Origin of the sequence: uncultured Aliiroseovarius sp. (assembly GCF_947497285.1) — a bacterium.
GTDB lineage: Bacteria > Pseudomonadota > Alphaproteobacteria > Rhodobacterales > Rhodobacteraceae > Aliiroseovarius.
In genome coordinates, this window is record NZ_CANMFT010000006.1 from 220,913 (window position 1) to 237,582 (window position 16,670).

Sequence of the window (16,670 nt, forward strand, 5' to 3'; positions counted from 1 at the left end):
CGGCGGGGCGTTTTCAATTGCAACTAATTGCTTGCTTTTAGCAACCTAATGGTGAGCTATTCGAATATGACACCCGGGTTCATGATCCCCTGCGGGTCCAACGCATCCTTGATGCGGCGCATGGCCGACAGGCGGGCCGGGTCACCGTAGCGACGCAGCTCATGTGGTTTCAGTCGCCCGACGCCGTGCTCTGCACTGAGCGAGCCATCGGCCTGATGAACCAACCCATATACGATATCTCGCACGCGCTGGCGCAGCGGCTCAAAATCATCTGCCGTCTGCCCTTCGGGTGGGAAGACGTTGTAATGCAAATTGCCGTCGCCCAAGTGGCCAAAAGCATTCACGCGGACCGGACCAAATGCTGCCAGCGCCTTGTCAGCATCCTGCAAGAACGTCGGGATCGCGGACAAAGGCAACGAGATATCGTGCGAGCTGATTGACCCGATGGCCTTGTTGGCCCATGGGATATCCTCGCGCAGCTTCCAAAGGGCGTCTCGCTGCCGGATGCTTTGGGCAATGATGCCATCCTGCGCCACCCCCGCTGACCGCGCCGTGTCGAAAAGCGCGGCAAGTTCGGCTTCTGGATCCTGCGACGGACCAAGGCCAAGCTCTATCAGAACGGACCAATTCGGGATCGCCTGAAACGGCAGGTTGTGCCCAAACCCCGTCGCGCTCAGAAATTTCAGCCCGGTGCCCTTGATCAGTTCGAACGCGCTGATCCCCTGCCCCAGTTGTGCCTGCGCCATGGCAAGCAGATCCAGCGCGGCTTGAGGATCACGCACGGACACCATCGCCGTGCCAGTTTGTGCGGGGCGGGGATACATCCGCAGGCTGGCGGCGGTGATCACCCCCAACGTGCCTTCTGCCCCGCATAGAAGGCCGCGCAAATCGAACCCCGTGTTGTCTTTGCGCAAGCGCTTCAGTCCGTGATGCACCGATCCGTCGGGCAACACGGCCTCGACCCCAAGGCACAGGTCGCGTGCGGTGCCATAGCGCAAGACATTGACGCCACCTGCATTTGTCGACAAGCAGCCTCCGATCCGGCACGACCCTTCGGACGCCAGTGACAGTGGAAACAGCCTGTCAGCTGTTGCGGCGGCAGCTTGCACATCGGCCAACACGACACCCGCTTCGGCAACCAACACGTTTTCGCTGGGGTGGACGGCCCGAATGCGGGTCAGACGCTCAAGGCTCAGGATTACGGCGCGCGCATCGGGCATGACCTGCCCGCCGACCAGACCGGTGCCGCCGCCATAAGGGACGACTGGCACACGCGCTGTGGCGCAGGCCCGGATCGTGGTCGCGACCTCTTCGGTCGTGGACGGCGCCACCAAAAGACCACCGCGCCCGTGAAACAGCCCGCGCGGTTCTTCAAGATAGGCTGGGGTCAGTGGTCGAATCACATCGTCGGGCAACGCGGCTCGCAGCCGTGCTTCGAACGCATCATCGACAGAGTTCAGTTCACCCATCAAAGCCCCACTGCTGGCGTTAACCCGCTTGGGTGCGGCCGCGCCGGTCCGACCGGAGGTTGGCATAAAGCACGTGGTTGCGCCAGCGTCCGTTGATTTGCAGATAGCTTTGCGCCACGCCTTCGTATTTGTAACCGACCTTTTCAAGCACCCCGCGCGAGGCGGCATTTTCCGGCAGGCACCCTGCTTCGAGCCGTGACAGGTCAAGCTCGGTGAAGGCGTAGTGCACCATCGCCTCGAGCCCTTCTCGCATGTAGCCCTGACGCGCAAAGCGTTCCCCCACCCAATACCCGGTTGTACCCGCTTGGGCCGGTCCGCGGCGAATATGGTCCAAGGTGATTGCCCCGACCAAGGCTTTGTCCGCCCGTCGGATCATGAACAAGGGCAACGCCGTTCCGCCGACGACGGATCTGTTGGCCCAGTAAACCCGGTTGGTGAAGCTTTTGCGGCTCAGGTGGTCGGTGGCCCATGTGGGCTCCCACGGGGTCAGAAACGCGCGGCTGGCGGTGCGCAATGCAGCCCAGGCGCGATAGTCGCTATGGACCGGGGGGCGCAGCGTCAGCCGGTCGGTTTCGATCCGAACCTTCTTCGGACGGCCCAGCATTACGCCGCACGCCTGTCTTGCAACGCCTCTAGGCGCAACGCTTGTTCAGCCGGGCCATAGACGGCCATGGCCATATCGCCTTCCATCAGGCTGGCCCCGAACCCATGCAGATCGGCAAGCGTCACCGCATCAATCTTTGCCACGGTTTCGTTGACTGACGGCACGCGGTCCCAGATGGCAACCAACCGCGCCATCCGTTCTGCCCGCGCCGAGGGGCTTTCCAACCCCATCAGCAGTCCCGCTTTCATCTGGATGCGCGCGCGTTCCAATTCACGGTTGGTGATATCGGTGGCCGCGCGTTTCATCTCGTCGATGCACAGGCAGGACAGGTCGGCAATGTCGTCGGCAGAGGTGCCCGCATAAATCGTCATCATCCCGGTGTCGTCATAGGCGCCAAGCTGCGAAAAGATCGAATAACACAGCCCGCGCTTTTCACGCACCTCCTGAAACAGACGCGAGGACATGCCGCCGCCCAAGGCGGAGCTGTAAAGCTGCGCCGCATAAAACGCATCGTCGCGATAGCTGGGGGCTTGCAGGCCCAAGGTGAAATGGACCTGCTCCAGCCCATTGCGCAATTCGATCCGTTCGCCGCTGGACCAACGCGCACCATCTATCGCGCGCGACTTGCTTGGGCGCAGATGCCCAAACGCGGCTTCGGCCAAACGCAGGATTTGGTCGTGATCGACCGCCCCAGCAGCCGACAGGATCAACTGATCCGGGCCATAATGCTGATCCACAAAAGAGGACAGATCACCGCGGGCGAACGATTGCACCCGTTCCGCCGGGCCAAGAATGGTCCGCCCCATGGGTTGATCGGGAAACGCGACCTCTTGCAGCCAGTCAAACACCACATCGTCGGGCGTATCCAGCGCTTGGCCGATTTCCTGCAAGATTACACCGCGTTCGATCTCGATCTCGTTTTCATCGAACACCGGGTTCAAAACGATGTCCGAGATTACGTCCAGCGCCAGCGCCACGTTGTTCTTCAGGACGCGCACATAGTAGGCCGTCACCTCGCGCGAGGTATAGGCGTTGATATAGCCGCCGACATCCTCGATCGCCTCGGCAATCTCAAGGGCTGAGCGTTTTTGGGTGCCTTTGAAGGCCATGTGTTCAAGGAAATGTGCGATGCCGTTCTGGGCGGGCGTCTCGTGGCGCCCCCCTGCCGTCACCCACACCCCGATCGAGGCGCTTTCCAGCCCCGGCATCGCTTCGGTCACCACGCGCACGCCATTCGGCAATCTGTCCAGTTTCACAGTCATGTGGCGTTACCGTCCCGTCCGTTCACGGATCAAAGCTTCCAGCGCGCCCAAATCGTTGGCGACGCGTGTCACCCGTTCATCGCGGTCAAACAGACCGGACATGCGGGGGGGCAGCGGCGCGTCCTGACCGCAGGCATCTTTGACCGCCGCGGGGAATTTCGCCGGATGCGCGGTGGCCAGCGTGATCATTGGGCAATCGGCCAAATGCGCCTCGGCCACCTTGACGCCAACGGCGGAATGCGGGCACAGAACTTCGCCCGTGCGCGCGAACGATGCTTTGATCTGCGCCGTGGTTTCGTCCTCGGACGCACGACCGCTGTCAAACGTTTCGCGCAGAAACTCCATCGCGCCTTGGCTGATTTTGAAACCGCCGTTTGACAGGTCTGCCATCTGGTCCGCGACCACTTTGCCGTCGCGCCCATAGGCGTCAAACAGCACGCGCTCAAAATTCGACGACACCTGAATGTCCATCGACGGGCTGATCGAGGGCGTGACCCCCGCCTTGGTATAGGCGCCCGTTTCCATCGTGCGGTGTAGAATGTCATTTTGATTGGTGGCGATCACCAGTTGGTCAATGGGCAGACCCATCTTCTTTGCGATATAGCCTGCAAAGATATCCCCGAAATTGCCGGTGGGGACCGTAAAGCTGACCTTGCGGTGCGGCGCACCCAAGGCAACGGCCGAGGTGAAGTAATACACAACCTGCGCCAGCACCCGCGCCCAGTTGATCGAGTTCACGCCGGCCAGTTTCACCGCATCGCGAAACTCGAAATCGTTGAACATGTCTTTCAGGCGGGCTTGGCAATCGTCGAAATCACCATCCATGGCCAGCGCGTGGACGTTGGCCTCGGTCGGCGTGGTCATCTGACGGCGCTGCACGTCCGAGACGCGGCCATGTGGGAACAGGATGAACACATCGACCGCATCCAGCCCCTTGAACGCCTCAATGGCCGCCGACCCGGTATCGCCCGAGGTCGCACCGACGATGGTAACCTTCTCGCCCCGGCGGCTCAGCGCCACTTGGAACAGCTGGCCAATCAGCTGCATCGCGAAGTCTTTGAACGCCAGCGTGGGGCCGTGGAACAGTTCCAGCAAGAAGTGGTTCGGCCCCAATTGCACCAATGGCGCGCGCGCATCGTGATTGAAGCCAGCATAGGCCTTGGCGATGATGTCGGTGAATTCCGCGTCCGTGAACGTGTCGCCCACAAAGGGGCGCATCACGCGAAACGCGACCTCTTCATACGGCAACCCGGCCAAGGCGGCGATGTCGCCTGCGCTCATGGTTGGCACGGTCTCGGGCACGTAAAGGCCGCCGTCGCGGGCAAGACCCGTCAGCATGGCATCTTCAAAGCCGAGGTCCGGGGCGTCACCACGGGTAGAGATATAGCGCATTTCAGTTGTTCCTTGGGGTGCGAGTGTCACGTGTTCGCCGCTTCATACGCCAAAGCGCAAAGCCTGTCATCATCACCCATGTCGCGGCCATCAAAAACCACGTCATCGCGTATTCCAAATGGTCGTTGGGAATGCCTTCGGTGGTCACACGCATGGGCAGGATGTCGGGATCGGTTGACGATGCTGCAACAACCAATATCGGGTCGGTGTCCAACGCCTCGGCCAACACCTCGACCTCGCGCGCATACCAATAGTTCTTGGCCGCATCATTCGCAGGCGTGTAATCATCGCGTTCGTCAGGCCAGTGCAGATTGCCGGTCACGGTCATGTCGCCACCCGAGCGCAGTTTGAGCTTGTCGCCTACTGGCACGAAGCCCCGGTCGATCATGATCCGCTGGCCGGTCTTCGCAAGGGTAAAGGGCTGGATGATGCGGAACCCGGCACCGTAGTCGCGTGAACTGACAAGGACATGCAGCTCTTCAGGGTTCACATTGCCCCTGACGATGACGGGCAGGTATTTGTCCCGGATGGGGTCCGGGTCTTCCGGTAATGGCACGGGCGGGGCGCTGATCTGCGCTTCGATCTGCGCCAGGACGGCCTCTTTCCAGGCCAGCCGGTCAAGTTGCCAATTCCCCAGCCCGACAAACACTGCCAGGACAAGGATACTGAGCACTGCCGTCACTATCAGTCGAATGCGCATGGATCAGATCCCGCAGGTCAAGAACGCGAAAGGGGCGCGAGAGTTCCCCCCCGCGCCCCTGAATAGGGTGTTTTGCCGGTCAGGTTCAACCGCCCCAGATGTAGACGGCGGCGAACAGGAACAGCCACACAACGTCCACAAAGTGCCAATACCAAGCGGCGGCTTCAAACCCGACATGGCTTTCGGGTGTAAAGTGGCCCTGCATCGCGCGCATCAGGCAGACAAACAGGAAGATCGTGCCGACGATCACGTGGAAGCCGTGAAAGCCCGTCGCCATGAAGAAATTCACGCCATAGATGTTGCCTGCGAAATCGAAGGCGGCGTGGCTGTATTCGTAGGCTTGGAAGACGGTGAAGATCGCACCAAGCAGCACCGCCAGCGCCAGCCCTGTCACCAGATCCTTGCGGTTGTTTTCATGCGCAATCGCGTGGTGCGCCCATGTCACGGCCGCACCGGACAAAAGCAAGATCAGCGTGTTGATCAGCGGCAAGTGCCAAGGATCAAAGGTTTCGATGCCAGCAGGGGGCCAGACGCCATCAATCGCAGGCGACCCTTCGGTCATCGGGTAGAGCGCGTGTTTGAAGAAGCTCCAAAACCATGCCACGAAGAACATGACTTCGGACATGATGAACAGGATGACGCCATAGCGCAGACCGATTTTCACCACAGCAGTGTGGTCGCCGGTCTGGCCTTCATGGACCACGTCCGCCCACCAAGCGTACATGACATACAGCACACCGACCAGGCCGATGACAAATATCCAAGGCATATCATTTGCCATCCACTGCACCGCGCCGAACAGCATGATGAAGCCAAACACTGCCCCAAGGAACGGATTAACCGACGGGGGCAGAATGTGATAATCGTGGTTTTTTGCATGTGCCATGAGCGTTTCGTCCCTGTTCTTCTGGTCGTCAGTTTTGCCCTGCCACGATCGGGGGCGCAAGCTGTGCGACCTCTTCCGGCAGATCTGTTTCGTGGAACGTGTAGGACAAGGTGATTGCCTTCACGTATTGTGCTTCGCGATCATCAAGGATCTCGGGGTCAACATAGAAGGTGACCGGCATGGTCACGCGTTCACCCGGTTGCAGCACCTGCTGTTCAAAGCAGAAGCAGTCGATCTTGGTGAAATAGCCGCCAGCCGAAAACGGCGCGACATTATAGCTGGCTGTGCCGGCGACGGGGCGGTCGGTCGGGTTGTAGGCCTCGTAAAAGGCCAACCCGGTTTCGCCCAGCCGGATCTCCATTTCATGCTGCATGGGTTTGAACTCCCACGGCATGCCGCGCTCTTTCGAGGCGTCGAACCGCACCAGCACCTTTTGGTCCAGCACCACATCTGATCCGCGCGCTGCCACCGAAGTGACACCGCCAAAGCCGGTCACGCGGCAGAACCAGTCATAAAACGGCACCGCTGCCCATGACAGCGATCCCATCAAGATCACCACGCCAACCATTTTGGCGGCTGTTTTTTGAGGGCGCGACAGGGTCATTGGCTGACCTCGGCGCGGGTCGGTTCGGGTTTGTAGATGTCGCTGACCTTGGCCACGGTCAGCCCATAGACCAGCCCGACGAAAAGGATCAGCGCAACGCCAACACCGATATTTCGGCTCAGGCGGCGTTTATGCAGTTCGTGATCAACCTTGATCGCCATCAGCCCCAGCCCCCCAAACCAAACGGTTTCAGCGAGGCTTCGATCAGAAGGGCACCGTAGTGCAGGAACAGATAGGCCAGCGACAGCTTGAACAGCCCCCGCTCGGCTGTGTGGGTGTCCGCATCCGAGGCGGCATCATCACGGCGGAACACATCCCATGCGCCCTTGATGAACAGGCCGTTCAGGATCAGCGTGATGGCCATATAGACCGGTCCACCGATAGAGGTCAGGCCCAACGCGATGGCCACGACCGCAAGAACCAAAGAATATCCCAGAATATGCGCGCGAGTGGCTTTGCGCCCGTGCGTCACGGTCAGCATCGGTACGCCCGCATTGGCATAATCACCCTTGGTGAACAGCGCCAGCGCCCAGAAATGCGGCGGGGTCCACGCGAAAGTCAGAGCAAACATCAACACGCTTTCAATGCTGACACCACCAGTGGCCACTGCCCAGCCAATCATCGGCGGAAACGCCCCTGCCGCGCCGCCAATAACGATATTCTGCGGGGTCCAGCGTTTCAGCCACATGGTATAGATCACGACGTAGAAAAAGATCGTAAAGGCCAGAAGAGCGGCAGCCACAAGGTTTGCTGCAAGACCCAGCATGACCACGGCCATAGCAGACAGCGTCATGCCGATGGCAAACGCCTCGCCCTCGGTCACTTTCCCCGATGGGATCGGGCGCGATTGAGTGCGACGCATTTTGCGGTCGATATCGGCATCCCACCACATGTTCAGGGCGCCCGAGGCACCGCCACCCACGGCAATGAACAGGATTGAGGCGAGCCCGACAATCGGGTGAACCCCGACCGGTGCAACCAGCAGACCAACCAAAGCCGTAAATACGACAAGGGACATGACGCGCGGCTTGAGCAGCGCGAAATAGTCCCCAAACCCCGCTTCGCGGGTGTCGGTGGTGGTTTGGATACTGGCGTCGCTCATAGTGTCACTACGATCTGGCTAAAGTGTTTGGTCTGTGCAGACCGCCCCGGTATGGGGCGGCGCAGGCGGAGGGCGGAAAGCCCGCCCCGCCGGTCTGTTCATTCAGCCGATGCGACCTGAACCGACGGAGTCGGCTGGGCATTGTCGGCGAATTCGTCGATCGCGCCCTTCAGCCACTTTTCATATTCGGCTTGGGTCACGGCCTTCACGGTGATCGGCATATAGGCGTGATCCTTGCCGCACAGCTCGGAACACTGACCGAAATAGATGCCTTCCTTGCCCTCGTCGACTTCGAACCATAGTTCGGCCAAACGACCGGGCACCGCGTCTTGTTTCACACCGAAGGCAGGAATGGTCCACGAATGGATCACGTCGGCGCCGGTGACCTGAACAACGACCTTTTTGCCGGTCGGCACAACGACGGCAGTGTCGGTGGCCAGCAGGTATTCGCTTTGGCTGTAGCCGTGGTCTTCAAGCTCTTCACGCGCCAGAAGGAAGCTGTCGAAGCCAAACTCATGCTCGGGGTATTCGTAGCCCCAATACCACTGATAGCCAGTTGCCTTGATGACTACGTCCCCTTTAGGGATGACCTGCTGCTGGAACAGAACCGGCAACGAGAACGCACCGATGAAGACCAGAATAACCACGGGAACCAGTGTCCAGATGATCTCGATCGGGGTGTTGTGGGTGAATTTCGCGGGCTCAGGGTTCGCGCGGCGGTTGAACCGCACAATCACGATCACCAGCAGCGCCGTCACGAAAAGCGTGATCGCGATGATGATATAGTTGATCATCGCGTCAAGCCCGTGCGCGGCCTGTGCAACACTGGTCACCGACGGCTGAAATCCTGTGGCGCCATCGACCGGTTTGCCGATGATTTCCAAGTTTTCCTGGGCCATGACCTGACCAGCGGTCAAAATCGCTGTCGCAGTGGCGAAAAGGCTGCTGAAACGCTTCATATTCGTCTTTCTCTTCCCTGTGCAGCGCGGCCTCGATGCCAAGCCTTTCGGCGGCGATGTGGGCGCTTGCTCTTACCTTTCCCGTGCGCTGGCGCGGGAATCCCTTGTGTCTTCTTGATGTGAAACCATATTAGGAGTCTGTGGACAAGGAAAAACCTTCTCAGGTTAAGCAACAATTGCCGTGTTTTTTGCCAAATCGAGGCCCCAATGACCGATACGTCTTCGTTTCGTCCCTTTGAAACCCATCTGGACGCAGATCGTGCGCAAGCGACGCTTGCCGACGTCACCAAAGGGGCCGATGACGGCGAGCTGTTTCTGGAACGAATGCGATCCGAAGCATTGGTTTTCGACGATGGCCGCTTGAAAACAGCCAGTTATGACGCCTCCGAGGGCTTTGGACTTCGCGCTGTGCGCGGTGAGACGGCTGGCTATGCGCATTCCACCGAAATCAGCGACGCCGCCCTTCAGCGCGCCTCAGCAACCGCCCGCCTTGCCGTCGGTGACGGCGGTGGCACCTGGGCCGAGGCGCCCGCTCGCACCAACCAAAAGCTCTATACCGACGCCGACCCGCTGGCCGACGCAGAGTTTGGCCTGAAAGTCGAAGTCTTGCGCGAAATTGATGCCTTTACGCGTGATCTGGACCCTCGCGTTGTGCAAGTTTCCGCCACCATCGCTGCAAGCTTGCAAGAGGTGCATATCCTGCGCCCCGATGGCAGCCTTGTGTCGGACACGCGCCCGATGACGCGGCTGAATGTGTCGGTCATTGCCGAAAAGGACGGGCGGCGCGAAAGCGGATCAGCCGGGGGGGGTGGTCGCACTGGTCTTGACGGCTTGATGGCGCCTGCTGCTTGGCAATCAGCTGCGCGTGAAGCATTGCGCATCGCGTTGGTCAATCTAGAGGCCGTTCCCGCGCCGGCTGGCGTCATGGATGTCGTGCTTGGCAACGGCTGGCCCGGCATCTTGCTGCACGAAGCGGTTGGGCACGGGTTGGAAGGGGACTTCAACCGCAAGGGCACCTCGGCCTTTGCAGGATTGATCGGCACGCAGGTCGCCGCAAAAGGGGTCACGGTCGTCGATGATGGCACCCTGCCCGACCGGCGCGGATCGCTGTCAGTCGATGACGAAGGCACGCCCACGGGCCGCACGGTGCTGATCGAGGATGGCGTGCTGGTCGGCTATATGCAGGACCGCCAGAACGCGCGCCTGATGGGCGTCGCGCCCACCGGCAATGGTCGGCGGCAAAGCTATGCCCACGCGCCGATGCCGCGGATGACCAACACCATCATGGAAAGCGGCTCCGCCACCCCACAAGAGGTGTTGGGCGAACTGAAAGACGGCATCTATGCGGTCGGCTTTGGGGGCGGTCAGGTGGACATCACCAACGGCAAGTTCGTGTTTTCCTGCACGGAAGCTTACCGGGTCGAAGGCGGCAAGGTCGGCGCGCCCGTAAAAGGGGCCACCCTGATCGGCGACGGTCCAGAAGCAATGAAGCAGATCCGCGCCATCGGCAACGACATGGCGATGGACCCCGGCATCGGCACCTGTGGCAAAGCGGGGCAATCTGTTCCGGTGGGTGTGGGGCAGCCGTCGTTGCTGATTGGCGGGCTGACGGTAGGTGGGTCAGCGGCGTGACGGGCCTGTGCGCCCGGTTCCTTTCGATTGCGGGCGCAGCTCTGATTTTGTTGTTCTACTCTGAACTTTTCTTTCTGAACGAAGGTCCAACGAAGACCGTCACCGCCCTTGTGAACCACCCCGACATCGCAGCGGTAGAGCTGCTGGAACTGGCCGCTTACTACGCGTTCTTTGCGTGGGGGCTGTTGCTGATCATCCCGTATGCCGAGCGTTTCGGGCTGGCTGGGATCGTTCTGGCCGGGTGCCTTTTTGGCTGGGTGACAGAGGGCACGGTTATCGCGATCGTGCATGAAGCGCCGCCCGTTTCGTGGGTCTGGCCCTCGGTCAGCTGGCACGCGTTGATCGATGTCTTGCTGGGGTTGTTTGTCGTGCGGATCGCCATGCGACGGCGCGGCGGCGCGGCCTTGGCAGTGCTGTTCTCGGCCATGGGCGTGGGGTGGGGGCTGTGGGCGACATGGACGTGGGGCGACCCCGAACTGCACAGGCTTACTCCCTTTGAGTTCGTGTTTTTCACCTCCATCAGTGGCGCCATCTGGCTTGCTGGCATGATCTTGTTGGATCGTGGCGGCCCTTGGTCGGTTCTGCGGGCAGAGAAATGGGGTATCGGTGTCGGCACCGTCGCCCTCGCGTTGTTGATGGCGGTGCCGGGATTGCCTTTCTCAGCCGGAATTTTGCTGATCGCAGGCGCAACCCTGTGGGTGCTGATCCGAAAATCAGAGGCCCAAAGCACAGAGGGCTGGCGCCTTCCCTATGGCCCCTTGCCTTTGTCGACCTATTCGGTTGCATTGCTGGCACCAACGGCGGCAGGCTTAACCTATTGGCTATTATGGACAAACGGTTGGCATGTCCCAACCGAAGATGTTGCGGGTATGGCCATGATTGTCGGTGCGCTCGTTTATTTTTGGTCCGTCTGGCGCGTATTCACCTCCCGTTAACCAATCGCGCCGCATGGTTAATTCGCAAAAGACGGAATCAGCCATGACAGCGGACATACTCCCTTCCTTAAACCCCACCCCCTCACCCCAGTCAGAGGAAGATGAACTGGACTGGATCCGGCTTTTGCGATCCCGCCGCGTGGGTGTCGCAACGTTCTTTCGGCTGCTGGACGAACACGGGTCCGCCAAGGCAGCACTGGACGCCTTGCCCGACGTGGCACGGCAAGCGGGCGTCAAGGGCTATGCCGCCTGCCCGTTTGAAGTTGCCGAAGATGAACATCGGCGCGCCCGCTTTGCCGGCGCCCGCATGGTGGCTTGGGGGACCCCCGACTACCCCGAACTTTTGTCCGAAATTCCAGACCCGCCCCCCTTCTTCTGGGCCATTGGCGATGTGGCGCTGCTGCACAGTCCGATGATCGCCCTGATCGGTGCACGTAACGCGTCCTCGGTTGGCACGCGCATGGCGCGACGGCTGGCCGCCGACCTCAGCGAGGCCGGGTTTACCGTGGTCTCCGGACTGGCGCGGGGCATCGACACCGTGGCCCACGAAGTCGCGCTGGAGAAAGGCAAGACGGTTGCTGTTCTGGCCGGGGGCGTCGACGTGATCTATCCCAAGGACAATACCGTTTTGGGCGAAGAGATCGCACGCAAAGGTGTGCGCCTGTCCGAACAGCCCTTGGGTCTGTCCCCTCAGGCCCGACACTTTCCACGACGCAACCGTTTGATTTCCGGCCTTGCCCGTGCCGTTGTGGTTGTCGAAGCTGCAGCCAAGTCCGGATCGCTTTTGACCGCGCGGAATGCGTTGGATCAGGGGCGCGATGTGCTGGCCGTGCCTGGTCACCCATTTGATGCGCGCGCCTCGGGGTGCAATTTCCTGATCCGCGATGGTGCGGCGCTGGTGCGCGGTGCCGCGGACGTGATCGAGGCGATCGGCCCTGCGGCGCGGGCGCCAACTGACGCACCTTCCCGGCAGGATCGCGCTGCGGCATCATCGCCCGTCGCAGGTGTGGACATTCCTCCACCAGCCCCGCGTGCGGCGCGCAGCCTTGCCCAAACAGCCGCCCTCCACCGCCAGATCCTTGACCGCCTTGGTCCGAGTCCGCTGGCCGAGGATCAACTGATCCGGGACATGGGAACCCAATCCGGCGCGGTCTCAGCCGATATCCTGCCCGAGATCGTGTCACTTGAGCTTGAGGGGCGAATCATACGTCAACCCGGCGGGCTTTTGTCAAAGTCGACCTGAGCGCAACGGAAGAACCCCCGCCCTATTGGTAAGTTTATTTTACCAATTTGCACAAAAACCTTGCTAAATCCTTACCAGCCCTATTGCGCTGCAACGCGGCACAGCCTACCAATTCGGTAAAAAATCGAACTCTTAGGCCCGACGGGAGGAACGCAAGATGCAGGATTTTCAGAAAATTTTGGTCGCCAATCGCGGTGAAATCGCAATCCGCATTCTGCGTGCGGCAAACGAAATGGGCAAACGCACCGTTGCCATCTATGCCGAGGAGGACAAGCTGGGCCTCCACCGCTTCAAAGCTGACGAGGCTTACCGCATTGGCGAGGGGCTGGGACCCGTCGCGGCCTACCTGTCGATCGACGAAATCATTCGCGTCGCCAAGGCTTGCGGTGCGGATGCGATCCATCCCGGCTATGGCCTCCTGTCTGAAAATCCCGATTTCGTCGACGCGTGCGCGGCGAATGGCATCACATTCATTGGCCCCAAGGCCACCACAATGCGTGCGCTGGGGGACAAGGCCTCTGCTCGGAAGGTCGCGATCGACGCCGGCGTGCCGGTGATCCCCGCCACCGAGGTTCTTGGCGACGACATGGACAAGGTGCGCGCGCAAGCCGCCAAGATCGGCTATCCCCTGATGCTCAAGGCCAGTTGGGGTGGCGGTGGTCGCGGAATGCGCCCCATCCATTCCGAAGACGAGGTCGAAGACAAGGTTCTGGAAGGTCGCCGCGAGGCCGAAGCCGCATTCGGCAATGGCGAAGGCTATCTGGAAAAGATGATCACCCGCGCCCGCCATGTCGAAGTGCAAATCCTTGGCGACAGTCACGGCGACATCTATCACCTTTACGAACGCGATTGCTCGGTCCAGCGCCGCAATCAAAAAGTCGTCGAACGTGCGCCCGCCCCCTATCTGACCGACGCCCAGCGCGAAGAATTGTGCGACCTTGGCCGCAAAATTTGCGCGCATGTGAAATACGAATGCGCCGGCACCGTCGAGTTCCTGATGGATATGGACACCGACAAATTCTATTTCATCGAGGTCAATCCTCGTGTGCAAGTCGAACACACCGTCACGGAAGAAGTGACAGGTATCGACATCGTGCAGGCGCAGATCCTGATTGCCGAAGGCAAGTCAATTGCCGAGGCAACCGGCAAGGACAGCCAATCCGACATCCGCCTGAACGGGCACGCCCTGCAAACCCGGATCACAACCGAGGACCCGCTGAACAACTTTATCCCCGACTATGGCCGCATCACCGCGTATCGGTCCGCCACGGGCATGGGTATTCGGCTGGACGGTGGCACCGCCTATTCCGGCGGGGTGATCACGCGGTATTACGACAGCCTTCTGACCAAAGTTACCGCGTGGGCCCCGACACCGGAAAAGGCGATCGCGCGCATGGATCGCGCGCTGCGTGAATTCCGGATCCGGGGGGTCGCGACGAACATCGCCTTTGTCGAGAACCTGCTGAAGCACCCGACCTTTCTGTCGAACCAGTATTCAACCCGGTTCATCGACGAAACGCCTGCGTTGTTCGATTTCAAGAAGCGCCGTGATCGCGGCACCAAGGTGCTGATTTATATCGCTGACATCACAGTTAATGGCCACCCCGAGACACAAGGCCGGGCCAAGCCTGCGGCAGGGCTGAAGATTCCCAAGCCCCCGAAGCCTCATGGCGAACCAGCGCCCGGCACCCGGAACCTCTTGGAAAGCAAGGGGCCGAAAGCGGTGGCGGACTGGATGAAAGAGCAAAAGAGGCTTTTGATCACCGACACCGCAATGCGAGACGGGCACCAGTCGCTGCTGGCGACACGCATGCGCTCGATCGACATGATCAAGGCTGCGCCGGCCTATGCGGCGAACCTGCCGGGCCTCTTTTCGGTTGAATGCTGGGGCGGGGCCACGTTCGATGTGGCGTATCGTTTCTTGCAGGAATGTCCCTGGCAGCGGCTGCGCGATCTCAGGCAGGCGATGCCCAATGTGATGACGCAGATGCTGCTCAGGGCCTCGAACGGGGTGGGCTACACGAACTATCCCGACAACGTGGTTCAGGCGTTCGTGCGGCAAGCCGCGCTGACGGGCGTGGATGTGTTTCGCGTGTTCGACAGCCTCAACTGGGTGGAAAACATGCGCGTCGCGATGGATGCGGTGATCGAGTCGGACAAGGTCTGTGAAGGCTCGATCTGCTACACTGGCGACATACAGGACCCGAACCGGGCCAAATATGATCTGAAATACTACGTCGGCATGGCGAAAGATCTGGAAGCCGCCGGGGCGCATGTTTTGGGTCTGAAAGACATGGCGGGGCTTTTGAAACCCGCCGCGGCGCGGGCCTTGATTGGCGCGCTCAAGGACGAGGTCGGTCTGCCGATCCATTTTCACACCCACGACACGTCGGGGATTGCCGGCGCAACCATTCTTGCAGCCTCCGACGCCGGCGTGGACGCCGTCGACGCTGCCATTGACGCGTTTTCAGGCGGCACCTCGCAAGCCTGTCTGGGTTCGGTGGTCGAAGCCTTACGCAACACGGATCGCGACACCGGGCTGGACGCGGGCGCCATCCGCGAGATTTCCGCCTATTGGGAAGGTGTGCGCGCGCAATATGCGGCGTTTGAAAGCGGGCTTGAGGCGCCCGCATCCGAGGTCTATCTGCACGAGATGCCCGGCGGGCAATTCACCAATCTGAAAGCGCAGGCCCGGTCGCTGGGGCTTGAGGAACGCTGGCACGAGGTTGCGCAGACCTATGCCGATGTGAACCAGATGTTCGGCGACATCGTAAAGGTCACTCCGTCCTCGAAAGTCGTGGGCGATATGGCGTTGATGATGGTCAGTCAGGGTTTGACACGTGCCGATGTTGAGGACCCAACCACCGACGTCGCTTTTCCCGAAAGTGTCGTCGACATGATGCGGGGCAATTTGGGGCAACCCCCCGGCGGATTCCCCGAAAAGATCATCAAGCGGGTCCTGAAAGACGAAAAGCCGAACCTTGAACGGCCCGGCAAGCATCTGGACTCTGTGGACCTAGAGGCCACCCGGTCGGCCCTGTCGCAAGAACTGGACGGCTTCACCGTCGATGACGAGGACCTGAACGGATACCTCATGTATCCCAAGGTGTTTCTCGACTATATGGGCCGCCACCGCCAATACGGCCCGGTGCGCACCCTGCCCACCAAGACCTTCTTTTACGGCATGGAGCCGGGGGAAGAGATCACCGCCGAAATTGATCCCGGCAAGACGCTTGAAATCCGGTTGCAAACGGTCGGCGAGACCAACGAGGACGGCGAGGTGAAGGTGTTCTTCGAACTCAACGGTCAGCCGCGCGTCATCCGTGTGCCCAACCGCCTGATAAAGGCCTCGACGGTGCGTCGCCCGAAGGCAGAAGACGGCAATCAGGACCACATCGGTGCGCCAATGCCGGGCGTCGTCGCATCGGTTGCCGTGAGTGCCGGACAAAAGGTGCAGGCGGGCGATCTTCTGCTGACCATCGAGGCGATGAAAATGGAAACCGGCATTCATGCCGAGCGTGATGCAGAGGTCAAGGCCGTGCATGTGCAGGTTGGTGGCCAGATCGACGCGAAGGACCTGATGGTCGAGCTGGAGTAAAAAGATCGCACATGCAGCCCCAACCCGGCGGCCGGCGCGCCCGGCCGTCGGTTTCCTTCGCCCGCCCCGGCGCCCACTGGGACAGAGCACCCATCGCCTTTGCATGTTAAATCCGCCACCGGCCGCCGCCATTCTGCAAAAAACCACGGTTTTCGCGATTTTCCCCTTGCAGCCTCGCGTCGTATTTCATATCTCACGGCTCACCGAAGGATGCGGGCGTAGCTCAGGGGTAGAGCATAACCTTGCCAAGGTTAGGGTCGGGCGTTCGAATCGCCTCGCCCGCT

Annotated in this window: 14 protein-coding genes and 1 tRNA gene; 5 read left to right on the plus strand and 10 right to left on the minus strand. The window is 60.6% G+C overall.

Annotated features, from left to right (window positions below):
• Positions 1 to 56: 56 nt before the first annotated feature.
• The 10 genes from Q0864_RS12455 to coxB all read right to left on the minus strand — a co-directional run bounded on the left by Q0864_RS12455 (position 57) and on the right by coxB (position 8,978).
• Positions 57 to 1,469: an FAD-binding oxidoreductase gene (locus tag Q0864_RS12455; RefSeq protein ID WP_298570455.1), complete on the minus strand. Its 1,413-nt coding sequence runs from the start codon at positions 1,467 to 1,469 to the stop codon at positions 57 to 59.
• A gap of 19 nt (positions 1,470 to 1,488) precedes the next feature.
• Positions 1,489 to 2,073, minus strand: a complete 585-nt coding sequence (locus tag Q0864_RS12460) for a GNAT family protein (RefSeq protein WP_298570456.1) — start codon at positions 2,071 to 2,073, stop codon at positions 1,489 to 1,491.
• The gene (locus Q0864_RS12465) at positions 2,073 to 3,335 is read right to left on the minus strand and encodes a pitrilysin family protein (protein ID WP_298570457.1); all 1,263 of its coding nucleotides are present in this window, start codon (positions 3,333 to 3,335) and stop codon (positions 2,073 to 2,075) included. The genes Q0864_RS12460 and Q0864_RS12465 overlap by 1 nt, the downstream gene beginning before the upstream one ends.
• A gap of 6 nt (positions 3,336 to 3,341) precedes the next feature.
• Complete coding sequence (gene thrC, locus Q0864_RS12470; RefSeq protein ID WP_298570458.1) at positions 3,342 to 4,727, minus strand: threonine synthase; 1,386 nt, start codon at positions 4,725 to 4,727, stop codon at positions 3,342 to 3,344.
• 1 nt (position 4,728) lies between these two features.
• Positions 4,729 to 5,427, minus strand: coding sequence for an SURF1 family protein (locus Q0864_RS12475; protein WP_298570459.1), 699 nt, complete (start codon positions 5,425 to 5,427; stop codon positions 4,729 to 4,731).
• An 85-nt stretch (positions 5,428 to 5,512) separates the two neighbouring features.
• Positions 5,513 to 6,313: a cytochrome c oxidase subunit 3 gene (locus tag Q0864_RS12480; protein WP_298570460.1), complete on the minus strand. Its 801-nt coding sequence runs from the start codon at positions 6,311 to 6,313 to the stop codon at positions 5,513 to 5,515.
• Between the two features lie 28 nt (positions 6,314 to 6,341).
• The gene (locus Q0864_RS12485; protein ID WP_298570461.1) at positions 6,342 to 6,917 is read right to left on the minus strand and encodes a cytochrome c oxidase assembly protein; all 576 of its coding nucleotides are present in this window, start codon (positions 6,915 to 6,917) and stop codon (positions 6,342 to 6,344) included.
• Complete coding sequence (locus Q0864_RS12490) at positions 6,914 to 7,078, minus strand: hypothetical protein (RefSeq protein ID WP_298570462.1); 165 nt, start codon at positions 7,076 to 7,078, stop codon at positions 6,914 to 6,916. The genes Q0864_RS12485 and Q0864_RS12490 overlap by 4 nt, the downstream gene beginning before the upstream one ends.
• Entirely contained in the window at positions 7,078 to 8,019 is a 942-nt protein-coding gene (gene cyoE / locus Q0864_RS12495) for a heme o synthase (protein ID WP_298570463.1), read from the minus strand. The genes Q0864_RS12490 and cyoE overlap by 1 nt, the downstream gene beginning before the upstream one ends.
• Before the next feature lie 98 nt (positions 8,020 to 8,117).
• A complete protein-coding gene (gene coxB / locus Q0864_RS12500; RefSeq protein ID WP_298570464.1) occupies positions 8,118 to 8,978 on the minus strand; it encodes a cytochrome c oxidase subunit II in 861 nt (286 codons plus the stop codon).
• Positions 8,979 to 9,185: 207 nt separating this feature from the next.
• Between coxB and tldD the strand changes: the two genes are divergently transcribed.
• From tldD to Q0864_RS12525, 5 genes are all read left to right on the plus strand, one after another.
• Positions 9,186 to 10,610 (plus strand): metalloprotease TldD, encoded by a 1,425-nt coding sequence (tldD, locus tag Q0864_RS12505; RefSeq protein ID WP_298570465.1) that lies wholly within the window; start codon positions 9,186 to 9,188, stop codon positions 10,608 to 10,610.
• Positions 10,607 to 11,545 (plus strand): hypothetical protein, encoded by a 939-nt coding sequence (locus Q0864_RS12510; RefSeq protein WP_298570466.1) that lies wholly within the window; start codon positions 10,607 to 10,609, stop codon positions 11,543 to 11,545. Before tldD ends, Q0864_RS12510 begins: the two co-directional genes overlap by 4 nt.
• 43 nt (positions 11,546 to 11,588) lie before the next feature.
• Positions 11,589 to 12,788: a DNA-processing protein DprA gene (gene dprA / locus Q0864_RS12515; RefSeq protein WP_298570467.1), complete on the plus strand. Its 1,200-nt coding sequence runs from the start codon at positions 11,589 to 11,591 to the stop codon at positions 12,786 to 12,788.
• A gap of 157 nt (positions 12,789 to 12,945) precedes the next feature.
• On the plus strand, positions 12,946 to 16,386 hold the full coding sequence (locus Q0864_RS12520; RefSeq protein WP_298570469.1) for a pyruvate carboxylase: 3,441 nt from the start codon (positions 12,946 to 12,948) through the stop codon (positions 16,384 to 16,386).
• A 212-nt stretch (positions 16,387 to 16,598) separates the two neighbouring features.
• Positions 16,599 to 16,670: transfer RNA gene (locus Q0864_RS12525), tRNA-Gly, on the plus strand.

Excerpts from the sequence above, each read along its gene's own strand:
- Q0864_RS12455 (WP_298570455.1), bottom strand. The coding sequence starts at position 1,469 with ATGGGTGAACTGAACTCTGTCGATGATGCGTTCGAAGCACGGCTGCGA.
- Q0864_RS12460 (WP_298570456.1), bottom strand. The coding sequence starts at position 2,073 with ATGCTGGGCCGTCCGAAGAAGGTTCGGATCGAAACCGACCGGCTGACG.
- Q0864_RS12465 (WP_298570457.1), bottom strand. The coding sequence starts at position 3,335 with ATGACTGTGAAACTGGACAGATTGCCGAATGGCGTGCGCGTGGTGACC.
- thrC (WP_298570458.1), bottom strand. The coding sequence starts at position 4,727 with ATGCGCTATATCTCTACCCGTGGTGACGCCCCGGACCTCGGCTTTGAA.
- Q0864_RS12475 (WP_298570459.1), bottom strand. The coding sequence starts at position 5,427 with ATGCGCATTCGACTGATAGTGACGGCAGTGCTCAGTATCCTTGTCCTG.
- Q0864_RS12480 (WP_298570460.1), bottom strand. The coding sequence starts at position 6,313 with ATGGCACATGCAAAAAACCACGATTATCACATTCTGCCCCCGTCGGTT.
- Q0864_RS12485 (WP_298570461.1), bottom strand. The coding sequence starts at position 6,917 with ATGACCCTGTCGCGCCCTCAAAAAACAGCCGCCAAAATGGTTGGCGTG.
- Q0864_RS12490 (WP_298570462.1), bottom strand. The coding sequence starts at position 7,078 with ATGGCGATCAAGGTTGATCACGAACTGCATAAACGCCGCCTGAGCCGA.
- cyoE (WP_298570463.1), bottom strand. The coding sequence starts at position 8,019 with ATGAGCGACGCCAGTATCCAAACCACCACCGACACCCGCGAAGCGGGG.
- coxB (WP_298570464.1), bottom strand. The coding sequence starts at position 8,978 with ATGAAGCGTTTCAGCAGCCTTTTCGCCACTGCGACAGCGATTTTGACC.
- tldD (WP_298570465.1), top strand. The coding sequence starts at position 9,186 with ATGACCGATACGTCTTCGTTTCGTCCCTTTGAAACCCATCTGGACGCA.
- dprA (WP_298570467.1), top strand. The coding sequence starts at position 11,589 with ATGACAGCGGACATACTCCCTTCCTTAAACCCCACCCCCTCACCCCAG.
- Q0864_RS12520 (WP_298570469.1), top strand. The coding sequence starts at position 12,946 with ATGCAGGATTTTCAGAAAATTTTGGTCGCCAATCGCGGTGAAATCGCA.